Source organism: Oceanisphaera sp., from assembly GCF_052084945.1.
Classification (GTDB): Bacteria; Pseudomonadota; Gammaproteobacteria; order Enterobacterales; family Aeromonadaceae; genus Oceanimonas.
This window is the reverse complement of record NZ_JBQDEX010000019.1, coordinates 1-19068: the sequence shown is the minus strand read 5'-3', so window position 1 is coordinate 19068 and position 19068 is coordinate 1. Positions and strand designations below refer to the sequence as shown.

The 19068-nt window shown below is 48.5% G+C and carries 17 protein-coding genes and 1 other RNA gene; all 18 read right to left on the bottom strand.

Annotation, left to right across the window (positions count from 1 at the left end; translation table 11 throughout):
- Nucleotides 1-11: 11 nt before the first annotated feature.
- The 18 genes from ACTHY5_RS03245 to rnpB all read right to left on the bottom strand — a co-directional run bounded on the left by ACTHY5_RS03245 (nucleotide 12) and on the right by rnpB (nucleotide 19065).
- A complete protein-coding gene (locus ACTHY5_RS03245) occupies nucleotides 12-863 on the bottom strand; it encodes a M23 family metallopeptidase (protein WP_441876288.1) in 852 nt (283 codons plus the stop codon).
- 63 nt (nucleotides 864-926) lie between these two features.
- Nucleotides 927-1850, bottom strand: a complete 924-nt coding sequence (gene lpxC / locus ACTHY5_RS03240) for a UDP-3-O-acyl-N-acetylglucosamine deacetylase (RefSeq protein WP_441876286.1) — start codon at nucleotides 1848-1850, stop codon at nucleotides 927-929.
- A 118-nt stretch (nucleotides 1851-1968) separates the two neighbouring features.
- Nucleotides 1969-3114: a cell division protein FtsZ gene (gene ftsZ, locus ACTHY5_RS03235; protein WP_441876308.1), complete on the bottom strand. Its 1146-nt coding sequence runs from the start codon at nucleotides 3112-3114 to the stop codon at nucleotides 1969-1971.
- 69 nt (nucleotides 3115-3183) lie between these two features.
- On the bottom strand, nucleotides 3184-4440 hold the full coding sequence (gene ftsA, locus ACTHY5_RS03230; protein ID WP_441876283.1) for a cell division protein FtsA: 1257 nt from the start codon (nucleotides 4438-4440) through the stop codon (nucleotides 3184-3186).
- Nucleotides 4433-5167: a cell division protein FtsQ/DivIB gene (locus ACTHY5_RS03225; protein ID WP_441876280.1), complete on the bottom strand. Its 735-nt coding sequence runs from the start codon at nucleotides 5165-5167 to the stop codon at nucleotides 4433-4435. The genes ftsA and ACTHY5_RS03225 overlap by 8 nt, the downstream gene beginning before the upstream one ends.
- A 1-nt stretch (nucleotide 5168) precedes the next feature.
- Nucleotides 5169-6086, bottom strand: coding sequence for a D-alanine--D-alanine ligase (locus ACTHY5_RS03220; protein ID WP_441876277.1), 918 nt, complete (start codon nucleotides 6084-6086; stop codon nucleotides 5169-5171).
- On the bottom strand, nucleotides 6083-7543 hold the full coding sequence (murC, locus tag ACTHY5_RS03215) for a UDP-N-acetylmuramate--L-alanine ligase (RefSeq protein ID WP_441876274.1): 1461 nt from the start codon (nucleotides 7541-7543) through the stop codon (nucleotides 6083-6085). The genes ACTHY5_RS03220 and murC overlap by 4 nt, the downstream gene beginning before the upstream one ends.
- Nucleotides 7544-7557: 14 nt before the next feature.
- On the bottom strand, nucleotides 7558-8652 hold the full coding sequence (gene murG / locus ACTHY5_RS03210; RefSeq protein ID WP_441876272.1) for an undecaprenyldiphospho-muramoylpentapeptide beta-N-acetylglucosaminyltransferase: 1095 nt from the start codon (nucleotides 8650-8652) through the stop codon (nucleotides 7558-7560).
- Nucleotides 8652-9827 carry a cell division protein FtsW gene (gene ftsW / locus ACTHY5_RS03205; protein ID WP_441876269.1) on the bottom strand — a complete coding sequence of 392 codons (1176 nt, stop codon included), beginning with the start codon at nucleotides 9825-9827 and terminating at the stop codon, nucleotides 8652-8654. The genes murG and ftsW overlap by 1 nt, the downstream gene beginning before the upstream one ends.
- Complete coding sequence (gene murD, locus ACTHY5_RS03200) at nucleotides 9824-11140, bottom strand: UDP-N-acetylmuramoyl-L-alanine--D-glutamate ligase (RefSeq protein WP_441876266.1); 1317 nt, start codon at nucleotides 11138-11140, stop codon at nucleotides 9824-9826. The genes ftsW and murD overlap by 4 nt, the downstream gene beginning before the upstream one ends.
- A gap of 3 nt (nucleotides 11141-11143) precedes the next feature.
- Complete coding sequence (gene mraY, locus ACTHY5_RS03195) at nucleotides 11144-12226, bottom strand: phospho-N-acetylmuramoyl-pentapeptide-transferase (protein WP_441876263.1); 1083 nt, start codon at nucleotides 12224-12226, stop codon at nucleotides 11144-11146.
- On the bottom strand, nucleotides 12220-13560 hold the full coding sequence (locus tag ACTHY5_RS03190) for a UDP-N-acetylmuramoyl-tripeptide--D-alanyl-D-alanine ligase (protein ID WP_441876260.1): 1341 nt from the start codon (nucleotides 13558-13560) through the stop codon (nucleotides 12220-12222). The genes mraY and ACTHY5_RS03190 overlap by 7 nt, the downstream gene beginning before the upstream one ends.
- Nucleotides 13557-15029: a UDP-N-acetylmuramoyl-L-alanyl-D-glutamate--2,6-diaminopimelate ligase gene (gene murE, locus ACTHY5_RS03185; RefSeq protein ID WP_441876257.1), complete on the bottom strand. Its 1473-nt coding sequence runs from the start codon at nucleotides 15027-15029 to the stop codon at nucleotides 13557-13559. Before murE ends, ACTHY5_RS03190 begins: the two co-directional genes overlap by 4 nt.
- 2 nt (nucleotides 15030-15031) lie before the next feature.
- Complete coding sequence (locus ACTHY5_RS03180; protein ID WP_441876254.1) at nucleotides 15032-16759, bottom strand: penicillin-binding transpeptidase domain-containing protein; 1728 nt, start codon at nucleotides 16757-16759, stop codon at nucleotides 15032-15034.
- Complete coding sequence (gene ftsL / locus ACTHY5_RS03175) at nucleotides 16756-17070, bottom strand: cell division protein FtsL (protein ID WP_441876251.1); 315 nt, start codon at nucleotides 17068-17070, stop codon at nucleotides 16756-16758. The genes ACTHY5_RS03180 and ftsL overlap by 4 nt, the downstream gene beginning before the upstream one ends.
- Nucleotides 17067-18011 (bottom strand): 16S rRNA (cytosine(1402)-N(4))-methyltransferase RsmH, encoded by a 945-nt coding sequence (rsmH, locus tag ACTHY5_RS03170; protein ID WP_441876249.1) that lies wholly within the window; start codon nucleotides 18009-18011, stop codon nucleotides 17067-17069. The genes ftsL and rsmH overlap by 4 nt, the downstream gene beginning before the upstream one ends.
- A 1-nt stretch (nucleotide 18012) precedes the next feature.
- Nucleotides 18013-18471: a division/cell wall cluster transcriptional repressor MraZ gene (mraZ, locus tag ACTHY5_RS03165; protein ID WP_441876246.1), complete on the bottom strand. Its 459-nt coding sequence runs from the start codon at nucleotides 18469-18471 to the stop codon at nucleotides 18013-18015.
- Nucleotides 18472-18681: 210 nt separating this feature from the next.
- Nucleotides 18682-19065: RNase P RNA component class A (rnpB, locus tag ACTHY5_RS03160), an RNA gene on the bottom strand.
- Between the last annotated feature and the right edge of the window lie 3 nt (nucleotides 19066-19068).

Below are 19068 nucleotides of genomic sequence, written 5' to 3'. Positions count from 1 at the left end.
GGGGCCGAACGTTAGTGCGGCAAAAAGTGCTTAGGGTTTTGCTGCTGATTGCCTTTTAATACTTCATAATGCAAATGAACGCCAGTTGCTCGCCCTGTACGCCCCATTTGAGCAATTTCTTGCCCCTTTTCAACTCGCTCACCAACGCTAACCCACAGTGAGTCTAAATGTGCGTATCGTGTAACCCAGCCTTGCCCATGGTTAATTTCAACCATATTGCCAAAATCTGGGTGACGCCGAGAGACACTGACCACTCCGGTGGCCGTCGCAGAAATGGGCTCGCCCTTTTGGCCGGCAAAGTCTTGGCCTTTGTGCCAACGGGCTTGACCAGTAAAGGGATCAATGCGCCGACCAAAGCCTGAACTCACTCGGCTAAAGCCAGGCACAGGATGACCTTGAATCTGAGTAGTCTCATTGATATGGAGATTCACGAGTAAAGATTCAAGTGCAGTCAAATTGATGCCGTATTCTTGAGTTTGCACTAATGTCTGCGCTAATGTTTGAGATAAGTCAGCAAAACCCTTTACTGGGCGGTGCAATAAGTTAACGTCTCGTCGCTCTAATGGCAATTCATCAACTAAATCATACTCTTTTATTAAACGCCGGCCTAATACACTCACTTGGGTTAACTCAGCTTGGAGCTGCCCTAACCGTTGACCAATACGACTCAACTCATGCGCTTGCTGGTGCTTTTTTTGCTCTAACAACTGCCCTAACTGGTGGTGCTGTTGCTGTGATATTTGCCACTGTGAGTATAAATAGATAATGAGTGGTAATTGTAATAAGCACAAGGCGATCACAAGCCCAATACTAAAACGTCGCAACACAGTGCCAGAGTGTGGTACTGAGGAAATATAGGTCATAACATTAAGATCTACAGAAATAAAAACGCCAGCCCAAAAGAGCTGGCGTTTTAAAATAGTGTATTAGGCGGGGCTAAATGCGGTGTCGTAGTAACGAATAGGTGATTGTGCATCCTGCTCGTCAAAGGTAACAATCTCCCACGCATCAGCATTGGCTAACATGGCGCGCAGCAGAGTATTGTTAAGCGCATGACCCGTTTTATAAGCACGAAATTCGCCAAGAATACTGTGATTACACATATACAAATCGCCGATGGCGTCTAGCATTTTGTGTTTTACAAATTCATTAGGGTAGCGCAAACCATCATCGTTTAGCACTTTATAGTCATCTAGTACTACGGCATTTTCTAAACTGCCACCCAATGCTAAATTTTGTGAGTGCAAATATTCAATATCGCGCATAAAGCCAAAGGTACGCGCGCGGCTTAGCTCTTTTACAAACGCAGCCCCTGAGAAATCTAACGCTAAGTGCTGACTTTCTCCGGCAAAAGCGGGGTGATCAAAGTCGATGGTTAAATCCATCTTAAAGCCACCATTGTGCGGCCTAAACTCTGCCCACTTATCTCCGTCTTCCACTCGCACTACTTCTTTGATGCGAATAAAGCGCTTCAAGGCATTAAGCTCGCGAATGCCACCTGACTGTAATAGATAAATAAAAGGATGTGAGCTACCGTCCATCACTGGGACTTCCGGCGCATCTACCTCAATAACTAAGTTATCTATGCCTAGTCCTGCCAATGCAGCAGACAAATGCTCAATGGTTGACACCCGTACCCCAGCTTCATTGACTAAAGCGGTACATAACATGGTATCTTTTACCAAAGCAGCATCAGCTTGAATATCGACCTGCGGAACCAAATCGGTACGACGAAACACTATACCTGTGTTAGCCGGCGCGGGTACAAAGGTCATTTGTACTTTATGGCCGGAATGCAAGCCAATTCCGGTGGCTTGCACGGTATTCTTTAACGTTCGTTGTCTAATCATAAAGGGTATCCGTCAGTAGCTAACCTGCTCATATTACAAACTATGAACCAGATTTGAACCGAATTCAAATGGTCTGACATGTTAACATAATAATAAGGTGGGGCAAATTGCCTCGCTATTAGTCTGCCTGCTTACGTAAAAATGCCGGAATATCTAAGTAGTCCATGTCGGCTTTCGCTTGAGTACTATCGGCGTTAACCACCATTTTACTTGGCTGTTCTTCACTGTGTGAATCCACTTGACGCATGCCATTATCATCACGGTTGCTGGCTCCGGACTTAACTAACGTAATATCAGGCTTACGCTCGGCACCAATGCCGGTTGCCACCACAGTGACGCGCAGCTCATCATCCACCTCAGGATCCACCACTGTACCTACTACCACGGTTGCGTTTTCAGAAGCAAAGGCTTTCACGGCATTACCTACGGTTTCAAACTCTTCAATTGTCATATCGAGGCCGGCGGTAATATTGACTAAAATACCGCGCGCACCCGCTAAATCAACATCTTCTAGCAAGGGGCTAGAGATGGCTTTTTCAGCGGCTTCTTCTGCACGGTCTTCGCCCGTCGCTTTGCCCGAGCCCATCATAGCGGTGCCCATTTCACGCATCACGGTTTGCACATCGGCAAAGTCAACGTTCATTAAACCTGGGCGGGTGATTAGTTCAGCAATGCCTTGTACTGCACCAAATAAAACGTCGTTAGCCGCTTTAAAAGCATCAAGCAAGGAAATACCACGCCCTAACACTTTTAACAGCTTATCATTAGGAATGGTAATCAGTGAGTCAACCTGTTTACCCAGCTCATCAATACCCACTTGGGCATAGTGCATGCGCTTTTTACCTTCAAAAGCAAAAGGCTTGGTAACAACAGCGACGGTGAGAATGCCTAACTCTTTAGCAATTTCAGCCACCACAGGTGCTGCACCAGTCCCTGTACCGCCCCCCATGCCAGCAGCAATAAAAATCATGTCGGCGCCACTTATCAAGTCGCGAATCGCATCGCTATCTTCTAATGCTGCGTCGCGCCCCACGGCAGGGTTTGCACCTGCACCCAAGCCCTTAGTCAGATCTCCGCCTATTTGTAGGGTGCTAGTGGCACTGGAGTTACGCAATGCTTGGGCATCGGTATTAATGGCTAAAAATTCGACGCCCTCTAAATTTTCGTTAACCATGTGCTCAACGGCGTTACCGCCACCACCGCCCACGCCCACGACTTTAATGACGGCATCCTGCTCGTGATCATCATTCATTAATTCAAACATGTTATTAGGCATAAGAATCTCTCCGCTGTGCTCTTGCCAACTTATTACTGTGAATAAGGACTGCTAATATTAAAACTCGCCACGTATCCAATTGCCAATTCGTTTAAAAAACGAGCTCAAACTGGATTTTCCATTATAGTCTTGCTGGGGCATAGTTTGGTGTTCTTTACCATAGTGTAATAAGCCAACGGCTGTGGAGTATACGGGTGTCTCAACATAATCTGATAGCCCTTTTACGCCACCGGGTTGACCAATGCGTACCTGACACTGAAAAATTTGCTCTGCACACTCTACCAAGCCTTCAATTTGTGCCGCCCCACCCGTTAACACCAAGCCTGCCGCTAGCTGGTGCTTAACGCCGGTTTTTTTCAGCTCAGCCTGAATTTCACCCAGCTCTTGGTTGATCATACCCAGCAGTTCGCTATAGCGTGGCTCAATAACCTCAGCCAAAGTTTGCCGCTGCAGGCTACGGGCTGGACGCCCACCCACACTGGGCACTTCTATGGTGTCTTCTTTACTGACCAGTTTACTAAATGCGCCGCCGTGGCGCATCTTAATGGCCTCTGCATCTAGCGGGGGGGTACCAAAAGCATAGGCGATATCACTGGTAACGGTACTGCCCGCATAGGGGATAACTTTAGTGTGGCGCAAAGCGCCCCCAGTAAATACTGCCATGTCCATGGTGCCACCACCAATATCAACCACACACACGCCTAGTTCTTTTTCGTCATCGGTTAACACCGCATAACTAGATGCCAGCGCACTGAATATAAGTTGGTCTACTCTTAGGCCCAAACGTTCAACACACTTTTCAATATTACGCGCCATATCATTATGACAGGTAATAAGATGTACTTTGGCATGCATACGTACTCCCGACAAACCAATGGGGTTTTTTATCCCTTCTTGAAAGTCGATAGAGTATTCTTGTGGCAATACGTGCAGCACTCGATGTTCATCAGATAAACGTACTGATTTAGCGGTGTGAATAACGTTGTCTACGTCTTCTTGAGTGACTTCTTCATCAGAGATAGGCACCATACCGGTTTCGTTACGACATTCTATATGCTTGCCCGATAGGCCAAGGTAAACGGAGGTAATTTGGCAGTCAGCCATCATCTCCGCTTCATCTACTGCTCGTTTCAGTGATTTAACCACAGACTCAAGATCGTTTACCCCCCCCTTATCCATTCCTTTTGAAGAATGACTACCAAGGCCAATGACATTTAAATCGCCATCCGGTAACACTTCACCGACTAAGGCGGTTACCTTAGAAGTGCCGATATCAAGCCCGACGATCAGGTTTCTTTCAGCGTTTTTAGTCATTATCCGTCTCTTCGTCCTGCTTCCATCCCACTGCCAGCCCGGTATCGTAACGTAAGTCGAGATAAGCTACCCGCTCACGCTGTTCTATACCCGGATAGACATCTATAAAACGTTGCAACCGCGCCCCTATATCTTCTCGGCCCAGTAGCAACTTAACGCCACTTGTTAAGGTTACTTCCCAAGATCGTCGCGGTGTTAAGTGAACTTGTGCAATATCATACCCTTTAGGCGTTAATAATGTTTGTACATGTTGAAATTCCTTTAATACGCTAACAGACGCTTCATCGGGGCCCGATAAAGACACCAGTGCTAGCCCTGGATCGGTGGCGCGAAATACGTCGCCTTGGGTATTAAGCAAGGCGCTTTGGTTCCAGCGCGCCGCGACTTGCTGCTCAACCAGATAAACTCGCACTGTGTCAGGCCATTGTTTACGTACCGAGGCCTGATATACCCAAGGGAGCGCCTGTAATTGTTGCTGTACCTGGTCCACCTCTAAGGCAAAAAAATTGCCGACACCAGGTAAGCTCCCTATAGATTGACGGATTTCTCGCTGAGTTAAGTAGCGGTGTTCACCTTGAATAATCAGATTCTTGACCGGTACTTGATTAGCCGTTGTCATCCAAGCTACCAGCACCCACAGCCCCCATAGTAATACCGATAACATCACTAAAAAAAAGCTTAGACCGCCAAAAAAAGCAAGCCTAGTGCGAGTTTCGGCAGCGGTCATATCAGTATGCCTGATCCAATACACTGAGCACTAACTGCTCAAACGACAGACCTGCTACTTTAGCCGCTTTAGGGACTAGGCTAGTTTGTGTCATACCCGGCACGGTATTTACTTCTAATAACCACCATTGACCGGCTTGGTCACGCATAAGATCGACCCGCCCCCAGCCGCTGGCGGCCACCGCATTAAAAGCGGCCACGCTCAGATCACCTAGTGCTTTTTCTTCTGCATCACTTAAGCCACACGGGCATAAATATTGTGTATCACCAGACTGATATTTGGCTGAGTAATCATAAAAATCGTGTGTCGTACTCAAGCGAATAGCCGGTAACGCCTGCTCACCTAAAATACTCACAGTGTATTCATCACCGTCAATAAAACGTTCAATCAACACTTCAGCATCAAATTTAAACGCCTCTTCCACTGCGTTTATTAAGGTGGCAGCATCAGTCGCCTTAGTCATACCAATGCTCGAGCCCTCATTAGCCGGCTTTACAAATACCGGCCCATCAAATTGTGCGAGCAACTCGGTGGCATCTTCGGCTTTAAACTGACCTTTGTGCACCACTCTAAAATCGGCAGTAGGCAAGCCCATGGTTTTCCACACTTGTTTAGTGCGTATCTTATCCATCGCCAGTGCCGACCCAAGTACACGCGACCCGGTATAAGGCACACCTAAGTGCTCCAGCGCCCCTTGCAAGGTGCCATCTTCCCCTCCACGCCCATGTACCACAATAAAAGCTCGCTCAAAGCCATCTTCTGTTAACTGTGCTAAAGCATAATTTTGAGTATCAATACCGTGCGCATCTACACCACCGCGCTCTAGACCTGCTAACACAGCAGCGCCAGATCGCAATGACACCTCACGCTCGGCCGAATGACCGCCAAACAAGACTGCAACTTTACCGAACTGTGTCATCCCTGCTCTCCTGGCTGCATGGCAGCTATTGATAATTGTAATTCCCCTAGGGTACGCGCAACCCCCCCTACATTACCCGCACCTTGCGTTAACACTAAATCACCATCTTGTAATAAGTCAGCTAACACTTGTGGAATTTCATCGGGAGTCGCCACATAAATGGGTTCCATTTTTCCACGACTACGAATAGAGCGACAAAGCGCGCGGCTATCGGCACCGGGAATGGGAGCTTCACCTGCACTGTATACTTCAAGTAAAATCAGCACATCAGTTTTAGAGAGGACATCAACAAAATCTTCATATAGATCACGCGTTCGACTATAACGATGTGGCTGATAAATAGTCACTAAGCGCCGCTCTGGCCACCCCGCTCGTACGGCATCTTGGGTGGCTCGTACCTCACTTGGATGATGGCCATAATCATCCACTAACTTAGCCATACCCCGGCCCGTTGCAAATTCGCCATACTGCTGAAAACGCCGGCCGACTCCTTCAAACTGTAACAGTGCACTAAGAATCGCCTCATCAGCCACACCGTCTTCGCACGCTACCGCTATCGCAGCAGCGGCATTTTGCGCATTGTGCTTACCGGGTAAATTCAGCTGCACATTAAGGCAGCTACCATCAGGACGACACACACTAAAACTGCTGTTGTCTTGGTTTTGACTAAAATCAGTCACCCGATAATCGGCATCTTCAACAAAACCGTAAGTAATACATTGTCGACTGACTCTGGGCATTAGCTCGCGCACGACATCATCATCAACACACAGTACGGCCAGCCCATAAAAGGGGAGATTGTGTAAAAAATCGATAAAAGTATCTTCAAGTTTACTAAAATCTCCGCCATAAGTGTCCATGTGATCAGCTTCTATATTGGTCACAATGGATACCATGGGCTGTAAATGTAAAAAAGAAGCGTCGCTCTCATCAGCCTCAGCAATTAAATAACGGCTGCTGCCTAGCCGAGCATTACACCCAGCACCATTTAGCAAGCCACCAATCACAAACGTAGGATCGCGCCCCGCTTCACCATAAATACTGGCAATTAGACTGGTGGTGGTGGTTTTACCGTGAGTGCCAGCTACAGCAACACCATGGCGAAAGCGCATTAATTCAGCCAACATCTCGGCACGGCGTACCACGGGAATGCGCCGCTCTCGCGCTGCAATTAACTCTGGGTTATCTTCACTAATCGCGGTTGAAATAACCACAACACTGGCATCTGCAACTTGCTCAGGAGCGTGCCCTAAAAAAATGGTAGCGCCCATAGCGGCTAATCTATCGGTTACCGGATTGTAAGCAATGTCTGAACCAGAAATAGCATAACCTTCATTGGCCAATACTTCTGCGATACCACCCATACCCGCGCCACCAATACCAATAAAATGAATACGACGTACACGTCTCATTTCGGGTACTGAGCTTCTGATTTTTGCCAGTTCAAGCTTGGTCATGCCATTCTCTCAATTTATTTTGCTACGCTACGCACACACTCGGCAACGCGTTCTGTAGCATCGGTAATCGCTAAAGATCGTGCCTGTTCAGCCATGGTCAACAGGGCTGCACGATGCTCGCTAAAATAGTGTAGTTGCTCAGCTAAACGTGCCACGTTTAACTCAGCTTGCGGTATCAATATCGCCGCCCCGTGTTCTGATAAAGTGCGGGCATTTTTGGTTTGGTGGTCATCTACTGCATGAGGCAGAGGTACAAAAATAGCCCCCACTCCCGCTGCTGCCACTTCTGATACGGTTAATGCACCTGCTCGGCACACCACTAAATCGGCTTGGCCATAAGCGCCAGCCATATCGTCAATAAAATCACTGACATCTGCTTTAATATTCCGCGCGCTATACGCCGCCATAACCGCTTGGCTATTGCCTTTACCTGTTTGATGGCGCACGGCTATATGGCTAGTCATAGCGACGGCTTCGGGGACTGTCTCATTTAATATTTGAGCCCCCAAACTGCCCCCCACCACTAACACGCGCAACGGTTGATCGGCCGTGGCAATGCGAGTTTTTGGCGATGGCAAGGTTAACACATCAGCGCGCACCGGATTACCCACCACCTGAGTATTACCTGCGTGGGGAAAAGCCCCCGAAAACGCCATTAATATCTGCTGAGCAAGACGAGATAATAGCTTATTCGTCATGCCAGCAGCGGCATTTTGCTCGTGTAATACCAATGGAATACCTGCCAGCCAAGCCGCCACACCACCAGGGCCCGCAGCAAACCCGCCCATGCCTAACACGACCTGAGGCTGCACCTGCTTCATAATCGTTCGCGCTTGCCAAATGGCTTTTATAATATGCCAGGGTGCTAATAGTTTGCGCTTTAACCCATTGCCTCGCACTCCTGCAATGTCAATGGTATGTAAAGGATAGCCATGTTGAGGAACTAACTGTGCCTCCATGCGCTCAGCGGTGCCAAGCCAATGAATCGTCCAGCCCTGCGCGGCCAATAAATCAGCAACCGCTAACCCCGGAAATACATGTCCCCCGGTGCCCCCCGCCATCACGAGTAAAGTATGAGGTGAAGGGTTTGATGTTGTTTGCTGACTCACTAGCCGGCCTCCCGCTGTCTGGCTTGCATATTGTCGCGCCGCCATTCAAAGTCGATGCGCAGTAAAATGGCGACTGCCGTACTAATCACTAATAAACTCGACCCGCCATAACTGACTAAGGGTAAGGTTAAACCTTTAGTAGGCAACATGCCTGACGCCGCGCCTACGTTTACCACGGTCTGAAAACTAAACCAAATACCAATACCCATCGCTAAATAGCCTTCATATTGACGCCCACCCAAGAGCACTTTTTGCCCAATATGTAATGCTTTAAAGGCCAACCACGCTTGCAGCAGTAGTACTAACAATACGCCTGTGTACCCCAACTCCTCTCCCAAAATAGCAAACACAAAGTCGGTATGAGCTTCGGGTAAATATTCCAGCTTTTGAATGGAGTTGCCTAAGCCTTCACCAAACCAACCACCGCGACCAAAGGCCATTAAGGATTGTGTTAACTGATACCCACTGCCAAACGGGTCTTCCCACGGATTAAGAAACGAGGTGACACGCCGCACTCGGTAAGGGGCGTTCCAAATTAAAAACAGCAACAAGCCAATCCCTAAGCCGACTAAGCTTAAAAACTGACTCATGCGTGCACCGGCTAAAAATAGCATGCCTAGGGTTGCGATAAACAATACCACCACCGAGCCCAAATCCGGCTGCATTAACAACAAGATAGACATTATGCCCATCACAGCTAGTGGCTTAAGAAAGCCTCGCCATTTGCCGCGCACCTCATCTTGACGACGCACCAAATAGCCAGCTAAAAAGGTAAATAAGGCAAGCTTAGCGACTTCTGCCGGTTGTAGGTTCAGTAAACCTAATGGTAGCCAGCGCTGACTGCCGTTAATTTCTCGTCCTACAACTAATACCAACACTAGCAGTAAGATGGAAATCAGTAAAAACACACTGTTAAACGACTGCCAACGTGCCATAGGCACCTGCAGCACCACAATGCTAAGCACTAAACAAATAATCAAGGCAATAGCGTGACGCTTTACAAAAAAGAAAGGATCATTTTTAATATTAATGCCTTCAGATATAGAAGCAGACGATACCATCACCAAACCAATGGCCATCAGAGTCAGTGATAACATCACTAATTGACGGTCAAAAATAAATCCAGGAGATGGCCGGATCAGCCAGTCCATATTTAACCTAAGGCTGCCTCTCATAAGGCCTCCACTAGGGTAATAAAGTGCTCGCCACGTAATTGATAATTGTCATACAAATCTAAGCTTGCACAGGCGGGGGCAAATAACACACAGTCTCCAGACACAGCCTGTGCAGCACACCATGCTACAGCGCCATTGAGATCTGTCACTTCATGAGTATTATCTGCTAACTCCAGTAGCTGTTCGCGGTCTTGACCAAAGCACACCATGCCTGCAATATCGCCGTGCAGTCGGGGGATTAATGGCGAAAAATCTTGCCCTTTGCCTACGCCTCCGGCAATTAGCCACAACCGACCTTTAATAACACCGCTCATCCCCGCAATGGCCGCCAGTGTTGCTCCGACATTGGTAGCTTTAGTGTCATTGACCCAGACTACACCTTGCTTTTCGGCTACAAACTGACAACGATGCGCCAATCCAGTAAAGCGGCGTAATACGGTGAGCTGCGCACTTTGTGGGATCTGGGCTTGATCGGCCAAGGCCATGGCAGCCAGTGCATTTAATTGGTTATGCGTTCCTAATATTTTTAATGCCGACACCGGCAATAAAGGAACCTGATAATGGCTAAGCCATAACTCACCTTGATGCTCAATACGCCCATACGCTTGGTGGTTTAAGCCAAAGCTGGTGCTGAGGAGTGCCGGTGTGGCTTGATCCAACAAAGACGGCTGAGTATGCGCATCCTCTCGATTACATATTGCTAATGCTGCATTGTTATAAATCGCTAATTTAGTATCACGATAATGTGTCAGCGAGGTGTAACGATCTAGATGGTCTTCACTGATATTGAGCACAGTCGCAGCACTCGCCGCTAAACTTGGGGTAGTTTCAAGCTGAAAGCTAGACAGCTCTAAGACGACCAATTCAAGCTCTACAGCCAATAAATCCAGTGCCGGCGTCCCAATATTGCCGCCCACCCCCACTTTAATACCCGCCTCTGCGGCCATTTCGCCCACTAATGTGGTGACGGTGCTTTTACCATTTGATCCCGTAATAGCAATAATAGGGGCGGGGCAGGCGCGCACAAACAGTTCAATGTCTCCCACCACCTCAATGCCACTAGCCAGAGCTTGTTGTAATTCAGGTGTGGCCAGTGGGACGCCAGGACTCACTACAATCAATTGAGCTTCTAGCATAGGCGCCAGTGTCAGCCCCCCAAAGTAGCGCTCTATATTATCTGGCAGTTGATCAGCACCAGGTGGACAGGCACGCGTATCCATTATCACGGGAGTAATGCCTAGCGATAAACAATAACGCAAGCAAGACAGCCCAGTCTGCCCCAAACCTATAATAAGGATACGCTTAGCCAACATCTGTTATCTCACCTTCAAAGTTGCTAAACCAATCAATACTAGCATCAGAGTGATAATCCAAAAGCGCACAATAACTCGTGGTTCAGGCCAGCCTTTTAGCTCGTAATGATGATGAATAGGGGCCATCCGAAAAATACGTTGCCCACGTATCTTGTACGATCCCACCTGCAGAATCACCGACAGGGTTTCAATAACAAAAATGCCGCCCATGATGACTAACAAAAACTCCTGTCGCACCAAAATGGCAATCGCGCCTAATGCAGCGCCTAGCGCTAAGGAGCCGACATCCCCCATAAACACCTGTGCGGGATAAGTATTAAACCACAAAAACCCAAGCCCAGCGCCTACCATAGCGGTACAAAACACTGTGAGTTCACCCGCATACGGCACAAATGGAATATGCAGATACTCAGCAAAGTTCACGTTACCCGTCGCCCAAGCCACTAACGCAAACCCCGCAGAGACCATAACCACCGGCATAATCGCCAAACCATCAAGGCCATCAGTTAAATTAACGGCATTACTCGAACCTACAATCACAAAGTAGCTAAGAATAATAAAAAGCAAGCCCAGCTGTGGCATCACTTCTTTAAAAAACGGGACTACTAACTGAGTTTGCGCCGGATCTTGCGCTACCCAATACGATAAAAAAGCCGCTACCAGTGCTGCCGCAGACTGCCAAAAGTACTTCCAACGCGCTACTAGCCCATCGGTGTTTTTACGCACTACTTTGCGATAATCATCCACAAAGCCAATGGCACCAAAAGCCCCCAACACAAACAACACTATCCATACATAAGGGTTGTCTAATCGTGCCCACAGCAACACTGTGATGAAAATAGAAATTAAGATCATCAAGCCGCCCATGGTGGGAGTACCAGATTTACTTAAGTGAGATTCAGGGCCATCGTTGCGCACGACCTGACCAATTTGTAACATTTGCAACCGACGGATCAAGCGCGGGCCAATCCATAAGCAAACAAATAAGCCGGTTAAAATGGCAATAACCGCTCTAAAGGTGAGGTAAGAAAATACGTTTAAAAAGCTGAAATAAGGGGTCAGCAACTCCGCCAGCCATACTAGCATTTTGCTTCCTCCTGAATGACTCGAACGATCTCTTCCATTCGAGTACTGCGCGCACCCTTAATCAAAACCACGACCTTATTATGTTGAGCCAGCGTGTTAAGCAGCACTGGTTGTAATTGTTGTTTATCAGCAAAGTGCAGCCCCTGAGCCGCTATTGCAGTGTATTTGCTGTCTTGGCCGACCGTCATCACACAGTCAATGCCCAACTTTTTAGCATGTTCGCCCACTTGAGTATGCATCGTTTTGCTATAGTCACCCAGCTCACCCATGTCGCCAAACACAAAAATATGAAAGCCTGGGAAGCTGGCTAAAGTATCTAAGCCCGCTAGCACCGAGGCTACACTGGCATTATAAGTATCATCTAATAGCGTCAAGCCTGAACGAGACCATACCTGCAACCGACCTGCAGACGACTCAAATTGACTCAAGCCGGTGGCAATATCAGCCAAGCTGGCCCCTAATGCTTCGGTTGCAGCAGCAGCCGCCAACGCATTAGACACATTATGTTTGCCTGGTACAGGCAACTGTATGGCCACTTCACCTTGGCCCGTTAGTAAGCGAAAACTGGCACACCCTGATTTATCTAACTTAATATCACGGCCCTGAACATCTCTATGCTCACCAAAGTAGAGCAATTCATGCTGCTGCTTCCACAGAGCACAATACGGACTATCACCATTAGCAATGGCCACACCACCGCTTACTAAACCGTCATATATTTCGCCTTTCGCCTGTGCCACTCCTTCTAATGAACCAAAACCTTCAAGGTGTGATGCTTCTACATTGTTAATAAGCGCCACATCAGGTTGAGTAAGCGAGCTAGTCCAAGCAATTTCACCCACATGATTGGCACCTAGCTCAACCACCGCATATTCGGTATCTAGGCTAAGTTCGCACAAGGTTAATGGCACACCTATTTCATTATTAAAGTTGCCTTTAGTGGCTAATACCTTACCTTTTTGTCGCAAAATAGCCGCCGCCATTTCTTTGACTGTGGTTTTACCACAACTGCCAGTAATGGCTAACACTTTAGCCGCGCTTAAACTGCGTACTAAGCCGCCCAATACACCTAAGGCAAGTCGAGTATCGGCTACTTTAATTTGTGCCGCCTCTACGTCTAACCAGCGCTCAACTAATAAAGCACTAGCACCTTGTTGCAGTGCGGCATCAGCAAAGTTGTGCCCGTCAAAGTGTGCACCGCTCAGTGCAACAAATAAGCCGCCATTGGGTAATACCTGACGGCTGTCGGTGGCCACTGCAATCATGTCGGCATTATCACCGCGCAGCTCGCCACCCGACGCCTGTGCTATTTGCTCAAGGCTAAGAGGGATCATCCGTTTATTTCCAATAAAGTAGCAGCCGTTTCTCGGTCGCTATAATGTGTTTTGTGAGTACCCACTATCTGATAATCCTCATGGCCTTTACCTGCCACCAAAATAATATCCTCGCTTGCTGCCTGCTCAATGGCATACGCTAGCGCCTTTGCTCTTTGATGAATAACCAACACCGCACTGGCATCATTAAGTCCTTGGCACATATCATCAATAATGGCCGACGCTTGCTCAGTGCGCGGATTATCATCCGTTAAAATAACCTGATCACTGCCCTGCTCTGCCACAGCAGCGATAAGTGGGCGCTTACCTTTATCTCGGTCACCACCGCACCCAACAATACACCACAAGCGCCCTTTACAATGCTGGCGTAACGCTTCTAAGGCTTGTTCTAGTGCATCTGGGGTATGGGCATAATCAACCACCACTAACGGTTTATGGGGTGCGTAAAAGGTTTCCATGCGCCCTGCTACCCCCGACAACTGAGGCGCCGTTGCTAACAGTTGTTCAAAAGAGGCGCCTAACGCCAATAATGCTCCCATGGCTGCTAGCAAATTAGATACATTAAAGCGTCCCATAAGGGGGGCGGATAATACACCATTTCCCCAGTCGGAGTTAATGGTCACTTTCAGCCCATCACTATAAAAATGCACCGTTTCGGCAACTAGCTGGGGGCCATTAAAGTCACTCAGTCTGCCATGCACGCTATAAGCGATAGCGTTAGGGTAGTCCATTAGCCAGCGCCGACCGATAGGATCATCGGCATTAATCACTCTCGATTGCTGACACAACTCAAACAACTGGCGCTTAGTCGAGCCGTACTCGGCCATAGTGCCATGATAATCAAGGTGGTCTCGGCTCAGATTGGTAAAAATGGCAACATCAAAATGCAGGGCAGACACCCGATGCTGATGTAAGCCATGAGAAGAGACTTCCATCGCGATACGCTTAGCACCGTCATGGGCTTGCTGTGACAACTGTTGCTGCACTTCTATCGCTGAGCCTGTGGTATTAGCCGCCAATTGTAAATCACCATAAAGACCGTTACCCAAGGTACCCATTACGCCTGCTTGGGTCCCTAATAAACAGCTCCAATTAGCAATTAACTGCGTAATGGTGCTTTTGCCGTTAGTGCCAGTCACGCCCACTAACTGCAGGTTCGACGAGCTATCGCCATAAAATACACCCGCTAACAGCGACAGCTGCTCTCGTAGACGATACACACCGAGTAGACGGTGATCTTGATGATTAAGCCCTGCCAATTCAGGGCTATCCACTTCATACATCACGGCAGCGGCACCGGCGGTCAATGCTGCTTCAATAAACTGGCGCCCATCAACACTGTGACCATTAACCGCAACAAACAAATCGCCGAGCGTTACGGCTCGGCTGTCTAATGTTAAGCGATGAATGGCAATGGGCGGAGCCGACAGCCCTAAAGGTACGGCTAAATCTCTCAAAGTCAGGGCCATGCTTATCCTCCTACACCTGCTAGTTGAAATTGTTCTTGCTCAGCGCCATCAGGGCGAATATTCATCAATTGCAAAGCGCCACTCATCACCTCCGCAAACACAGGTGCCGCGACATCACCGCCGTAATATTTCTCACCTTGGGGTTCGTTCATAATAACCACCATAGCTAATCGCGGGTCGCTCACCGGCGCCATGCCGGCAAACACCCCCACATAATCATTACCGTACCCCCCAGCAATGGCTTTTCTTGAGGTACCGGTTTTACCCGCCACTCGATAACCGGGAATGGCCGCTTTTCGTGCCGTGCCGCCAGGGCCCACCACACTTTCTAACATCTGTAAGACTGCATCGGCATGTTGCTTAGGCACAACTTGCTCACCTAAAGCGGCGTGATCGCGCTTAATAATTGACAGCGGATTACGCACGCCGCCATTGGCGATAACCGCATAAGCTTGTGCTAATTGCAGTGGCGTCACGGTTAACCCATAGCCAAATGACAAGGTGGCTTTTTCAATTTCTGACCAACGCCGACGCTGTGGCACCAACCCTGAGCTTTCGCCGACCAGCCCCATGCCAGAATCAATCCCTAAGCCAAAACGGTATAGGGTATCAATTAACTGCTCAGGCGTTTCTTGTAGTGCCATGCGTACCATACCCATATTTGATGAACGTTGAAGTATGGTTTGTACACTAATCTTACCCAGATTACGGCTATCTGATACGCGCTTACCTCCAAGGCGCATCCACCCCGGACTGGTATCCACAATAGAATCAGCATTAACAATGTCATTTTCTAGCGCGCTAACGACTATTAGCGGCTTAAGGGTAGAGCCGGGTTCATAAGTATCAGTCACAGCACGGTTTCGTGCACGAAAGCTTTGGTATTGACCACGATTATTGGGGTTAAAAGAGGGAGTATTCACCATGGCTAATACTTCACCTGTTTTCACATCTAACATCACCAATGAGGCGGATGTCGCTCTGTGGTACTCACTGGCGCGTTTTAGCGAACGATAAGCCAAGGCTTGTAAGCGCTGATCGATAGTCAAATGTATATCATTGGCTTGACGCGCTTCAGAGACCACGCCTAATTCTTCAATCACGCGGCCATGTCTGTCTTTGCGCACGCGACGCTCACCGGCTTGGGCGGTCAACCATTCGTTATAACCGCGCTCTATGCCTTCAATGCCGTTACCATCAATATTGGTTAAGCCCACCATGTGAGCATTAATTTCACCAGTAGGATAAAAACGACGTTCTTCGGGGCGCAGATGTACTCCGGGTAAACGTAACTTACGAATATACTCCGCAACCGCAGGCGTCACTTGGCGCTGTAAATACACAAAGCGCCGCTTAGGATTATCTACCCGCTTCACCAGTCGATCTCGCGACTCACCCAATACATCAGCTAGTGCTTGCCAAGCTTGCGCTTTTTCTAAGCTTAGCTCAGCATGTATTTGCTTAGGATCCGCCCACACCGCCTGCACCGGCACTGACACCGCCAGCTCCTCGCCGTGTCTGTCCATGATCATGCCACGATTGGTGCTAGACACTGTGGTGCGTAGACTGCGCATATCGCCCTCCATACGCAGCCGATCGGGCGACACCACTTGAATCCACGCCGCTCTCGCAAACAGCGCAATAAAGGAAAGCACAATGACACTGCACACAGTGACAAAACGCCACCCCTTTAATAGCGGCTCTTTTTTAGTTTGCTTACGCCGATTCATCCTTGTGTCACCAACTTTTCTTGTACGGGAGCCGGACGCTGCATGCCCAGCTTCTCGCGAGCAAGTGCTTCAATTCGGCTATGCTCCATTAGGGTATTTTGCTCTAACAGCAAATGCCGCCATTCAATATCAAGACTATCTTGTTCGGCCATAAGCTCGTTATATTCGCTGGTAAACTGCCGAGTCTCTTGGGTAATAACTACCACAGCGAGCGCAGAGCCTAAGGTAAGCACTGCCAACAACAGCAGCCACTTATAGCGTAATAAGTCTTGGCCAATTTCTTTGGCTAGGTTAATGCGTACCGCTCTCACCTTTTTGTATCCCGTCGTTCGGCTACCCGTAATACCGAACTGCGAGAGCGTGGGTTCACTGTGACTTCTGCCGTTGATGGTTTTTGTGCTTTACCAACACTTTTTAATAAGCGCCCCCCCGAAAGCTGGGCTTCGGTCAGTGGTAGGCCAGGCGGAAACTCAGGCCCTTTTTCGTGTTTGCGAATAAAACGCTTAACAATACGATCTTCAAGCGAATGAAAACTAATTACCGATAAACGACCACCGGTCGCTAATACATCTAAGGATCCGTCTAACGCTTGCTCTATTTCATCTAGCTCGCCATTAACATGGATACGAATCGCCTGAAAACTACGGGTAGCAGCATGTTTATGTTTATCTTTACTAGGGCTGACGCGAGCAATCATTTGCGCTAAGGCACGGGTACGAGTATAGGGCTCAGTAGCACGGTCGAATACAATAGCGCGGGCAATTTTACGAGCAAACTTTTCTTCACCGTAATTTTTTAACACCCAAGTAATGTCGTCTTCGCTCGCTGTAGCCAACCATTCAGCGGCACTTTGACCACAACTGGTGTCCATACGCATATCGAGCGGGCCATCTTTTTGAAAACTAAAACCACGATCGGCTTCATCTAACTGTGGAGAAGACACACCTAAATCAAGCAAAACGCCGTCTACTTTTCCTAATAAATCAAGGTCTGCCATCATTTCAGCCAGACGAGAAAAGGGTCCATGTAGTATTTGAAAACGAGGGTCGTCAATGGTGGCCGCTTCAGCAATAGCTTGTGGGTCGCGATCAATAGCCAGTAATCGACCACTAGGGCCTAGCTGCGACAATATATGACGAGAATGCCCTCCACGGCCAAAGGTGCCATCAACGTAAATACCATCGGGATTAATGTTTAAACCGGCCACTGCTTCATTTAGCAGCACGGTAATATGTGCCTGTTGTTCACTCATGTTATAACGCGAAGTCCCGCAGTCGTGCCGATAATTCCCAGTTTGCTTGAGGAAGCGCCTGTAAATCATCGCTAATTTGTTGTTGCCAGCGTGACTCATCCCATATTTCGAATTTATTGAGTTGGCCCACTAACATGATTTTTTTATTTAGCCCGCCGTATTGTCTTAGCGGACTTGGCACTAACACTCGCCCTTGAGCGTCTAGCTCACATTCTGTGGCGTGCCCAAGTAGTACCCGCTGCAAACGCCGCTCTTGAGGCTGCGTGCTGGATAGTGTTCGCAATTTTTTTTCAATGAGCTCCCACTCATTAAGGGGGTACAACAATAAACAGGGATCAAAAAGATCGACGGTGCACACCAGCTGGCTGTCGCATTCACCGCGAAGTGTGTCTCGATATCGAGTTGGTATTGCCAACCGGCCCTTGCTATCTAGGCTGATGGCGTGCGCACCACGCAGCATTATGAGTCCTTAAGCGCGAATTTGTTCCACAAAAAACCACTTTTTCCCACTTCGCTAGAGTTTAAGGAGCGATCACCTGCATTTCAAGCAACAAAGGGAGAAAAAATAAACAAATTAATATCAAACGGTAAAATTCACTGATTGAGTGCAATTGATATTATTTTATAGCGCCCAATAAAAAACGCAGCCGAAGCTGCGTTTTTTTTAAAATAGGGGAGTTGGCCTTATAAGCCGGGTTTTGTATCGAGCAAGCTCGATTAGTAATCATTCCTCTAGGCCAGCAATCGCTCACTGGCTCAAGCAACCTACCCGCCTCCAGCGCGGGCCGCGCCCATGGAGGCCTATTTGGTCTTGCTCCGGGTGGAGTTTACCCTGCCACGAACTGTTGCCAGCCGCGCGGTGCGCTCTTACCGCACCCTTTCACCCTTACCTGTGCCCTAGGGCCATCGGCGGTTTCCTCTCTGCTGCACTGGTCGTGAGCTCACGCTCCCCAGGTGTTACCTGGCACCCTGCCCTATGGAGCCCGGACTTTCCTCCCCTTTGTCCGTCTGCCCGAAGGCACAACGACAAAGCAGCGATTACCCAGCCAACTCCGGC

Bases quoted from the DNA above. Each gene is read 5' to 3' on its own strand.
- ACTHY5_RS03245 (WP_441876288.1), bottom strand. From the start codon at position 863: ATGACCTATATTTCCTCAGTACCACACTCTGGCACTGTGTTGCGACGT.
- lpxC (WP_441876286.1), bottom strand. From the start codon at position 1,850: ATGATTAGACAACGAACGTTAAAGAATACCGTGCAAGCCACCGGAATT.
- ftsZ (WP_441876308.1), bottom strand. From the start codon at position 3,114: ATGTTTGAATTAATGAATGATGATCACGAGCAGGATGCCGTCATTAAA.
- ftsA (WP_441876283.1), bottom strand. From the start codon at position 4,440: ATGACTAAAAACGCTGAAAGAAACCTGATCGTCGGGCTTGATATCGGC.
- ACTHY5_RS03225 (WP_441876280.1), bottom strand. From the start codon at position 5,167: ATGACCGCTGCCGAAACTCGCACTAGGCTTGCTTTTTTTGGCGGTCTA.
- ACTHY5_RS03220 (WP_441876277.1), bottom strand. From the start codon at position 6,086: ATGACACAGTTCGGTAAAGTTGCAGTCTTGTTTGGCGGTCATTCGGCC.
- murC (WP_441876274.1), bottom strand. From the start codon at position 7,543: ATGACCAAGCTTGAACTGGCAAAAATCAGAAGCTCAGTACCCGAAATG.
- ftsW (WP_441876269.1), bottom strand. From the start codon at position 9,827: ATGAGAGGCAGCCTTAGGTTAAATATGGACTGGCTGATCCGGCCATCT.
- murD (WP_441876266.1), bottom strand. From the start codon at position 11,140: ATGTTGGCTAAGCGTATCCTTATTATAGGTTTGGGGCAGACTGGGCTG.
- mraY (WP_441876263.1), bottom strand. From the start codon at position 12,226: ATGCTAGTATGGCTGGCGGAGTTGCTGACCCCTTATTTCAGCTTTTTA.
- ACTHY5_RS03190 (WP_441876260.1), bottom strand. From the start codon at position 13,560: ATGATCCCTCTTAGCCTTGAGCAAATAGCACAGGCGTCGGGTGGCGAG.
- murE (WP_441876257.1), bottom strand. From the start codon at position 15,029: ATGGCCCTGACTTTGAGAGATTTAGCCGTACCTTTAGGGCTGTCGGCT.
- ACTHY5_RS03180 (WP_441876254.1), bottom strand. From the start codon at position 16,759: ATGAATCGGCGTAAGCAAACTAAAAAAGAGCCGCTATTAAAGGGGTGG.
- rsmH (WP_441876249.1), bottom strand. From the start codon at position 18,011: ATGAGTGAACAACAGGCACATATTACCGTGCTGCTAAATGAAGCAGTG.
- mraZ (WP_441876246.1), bottom strand. From the start codon at position 18,471: ATGCTGCGTGGTGCGCACGCCATCAGCCTAGATAGCAAGGGCCGGTTG.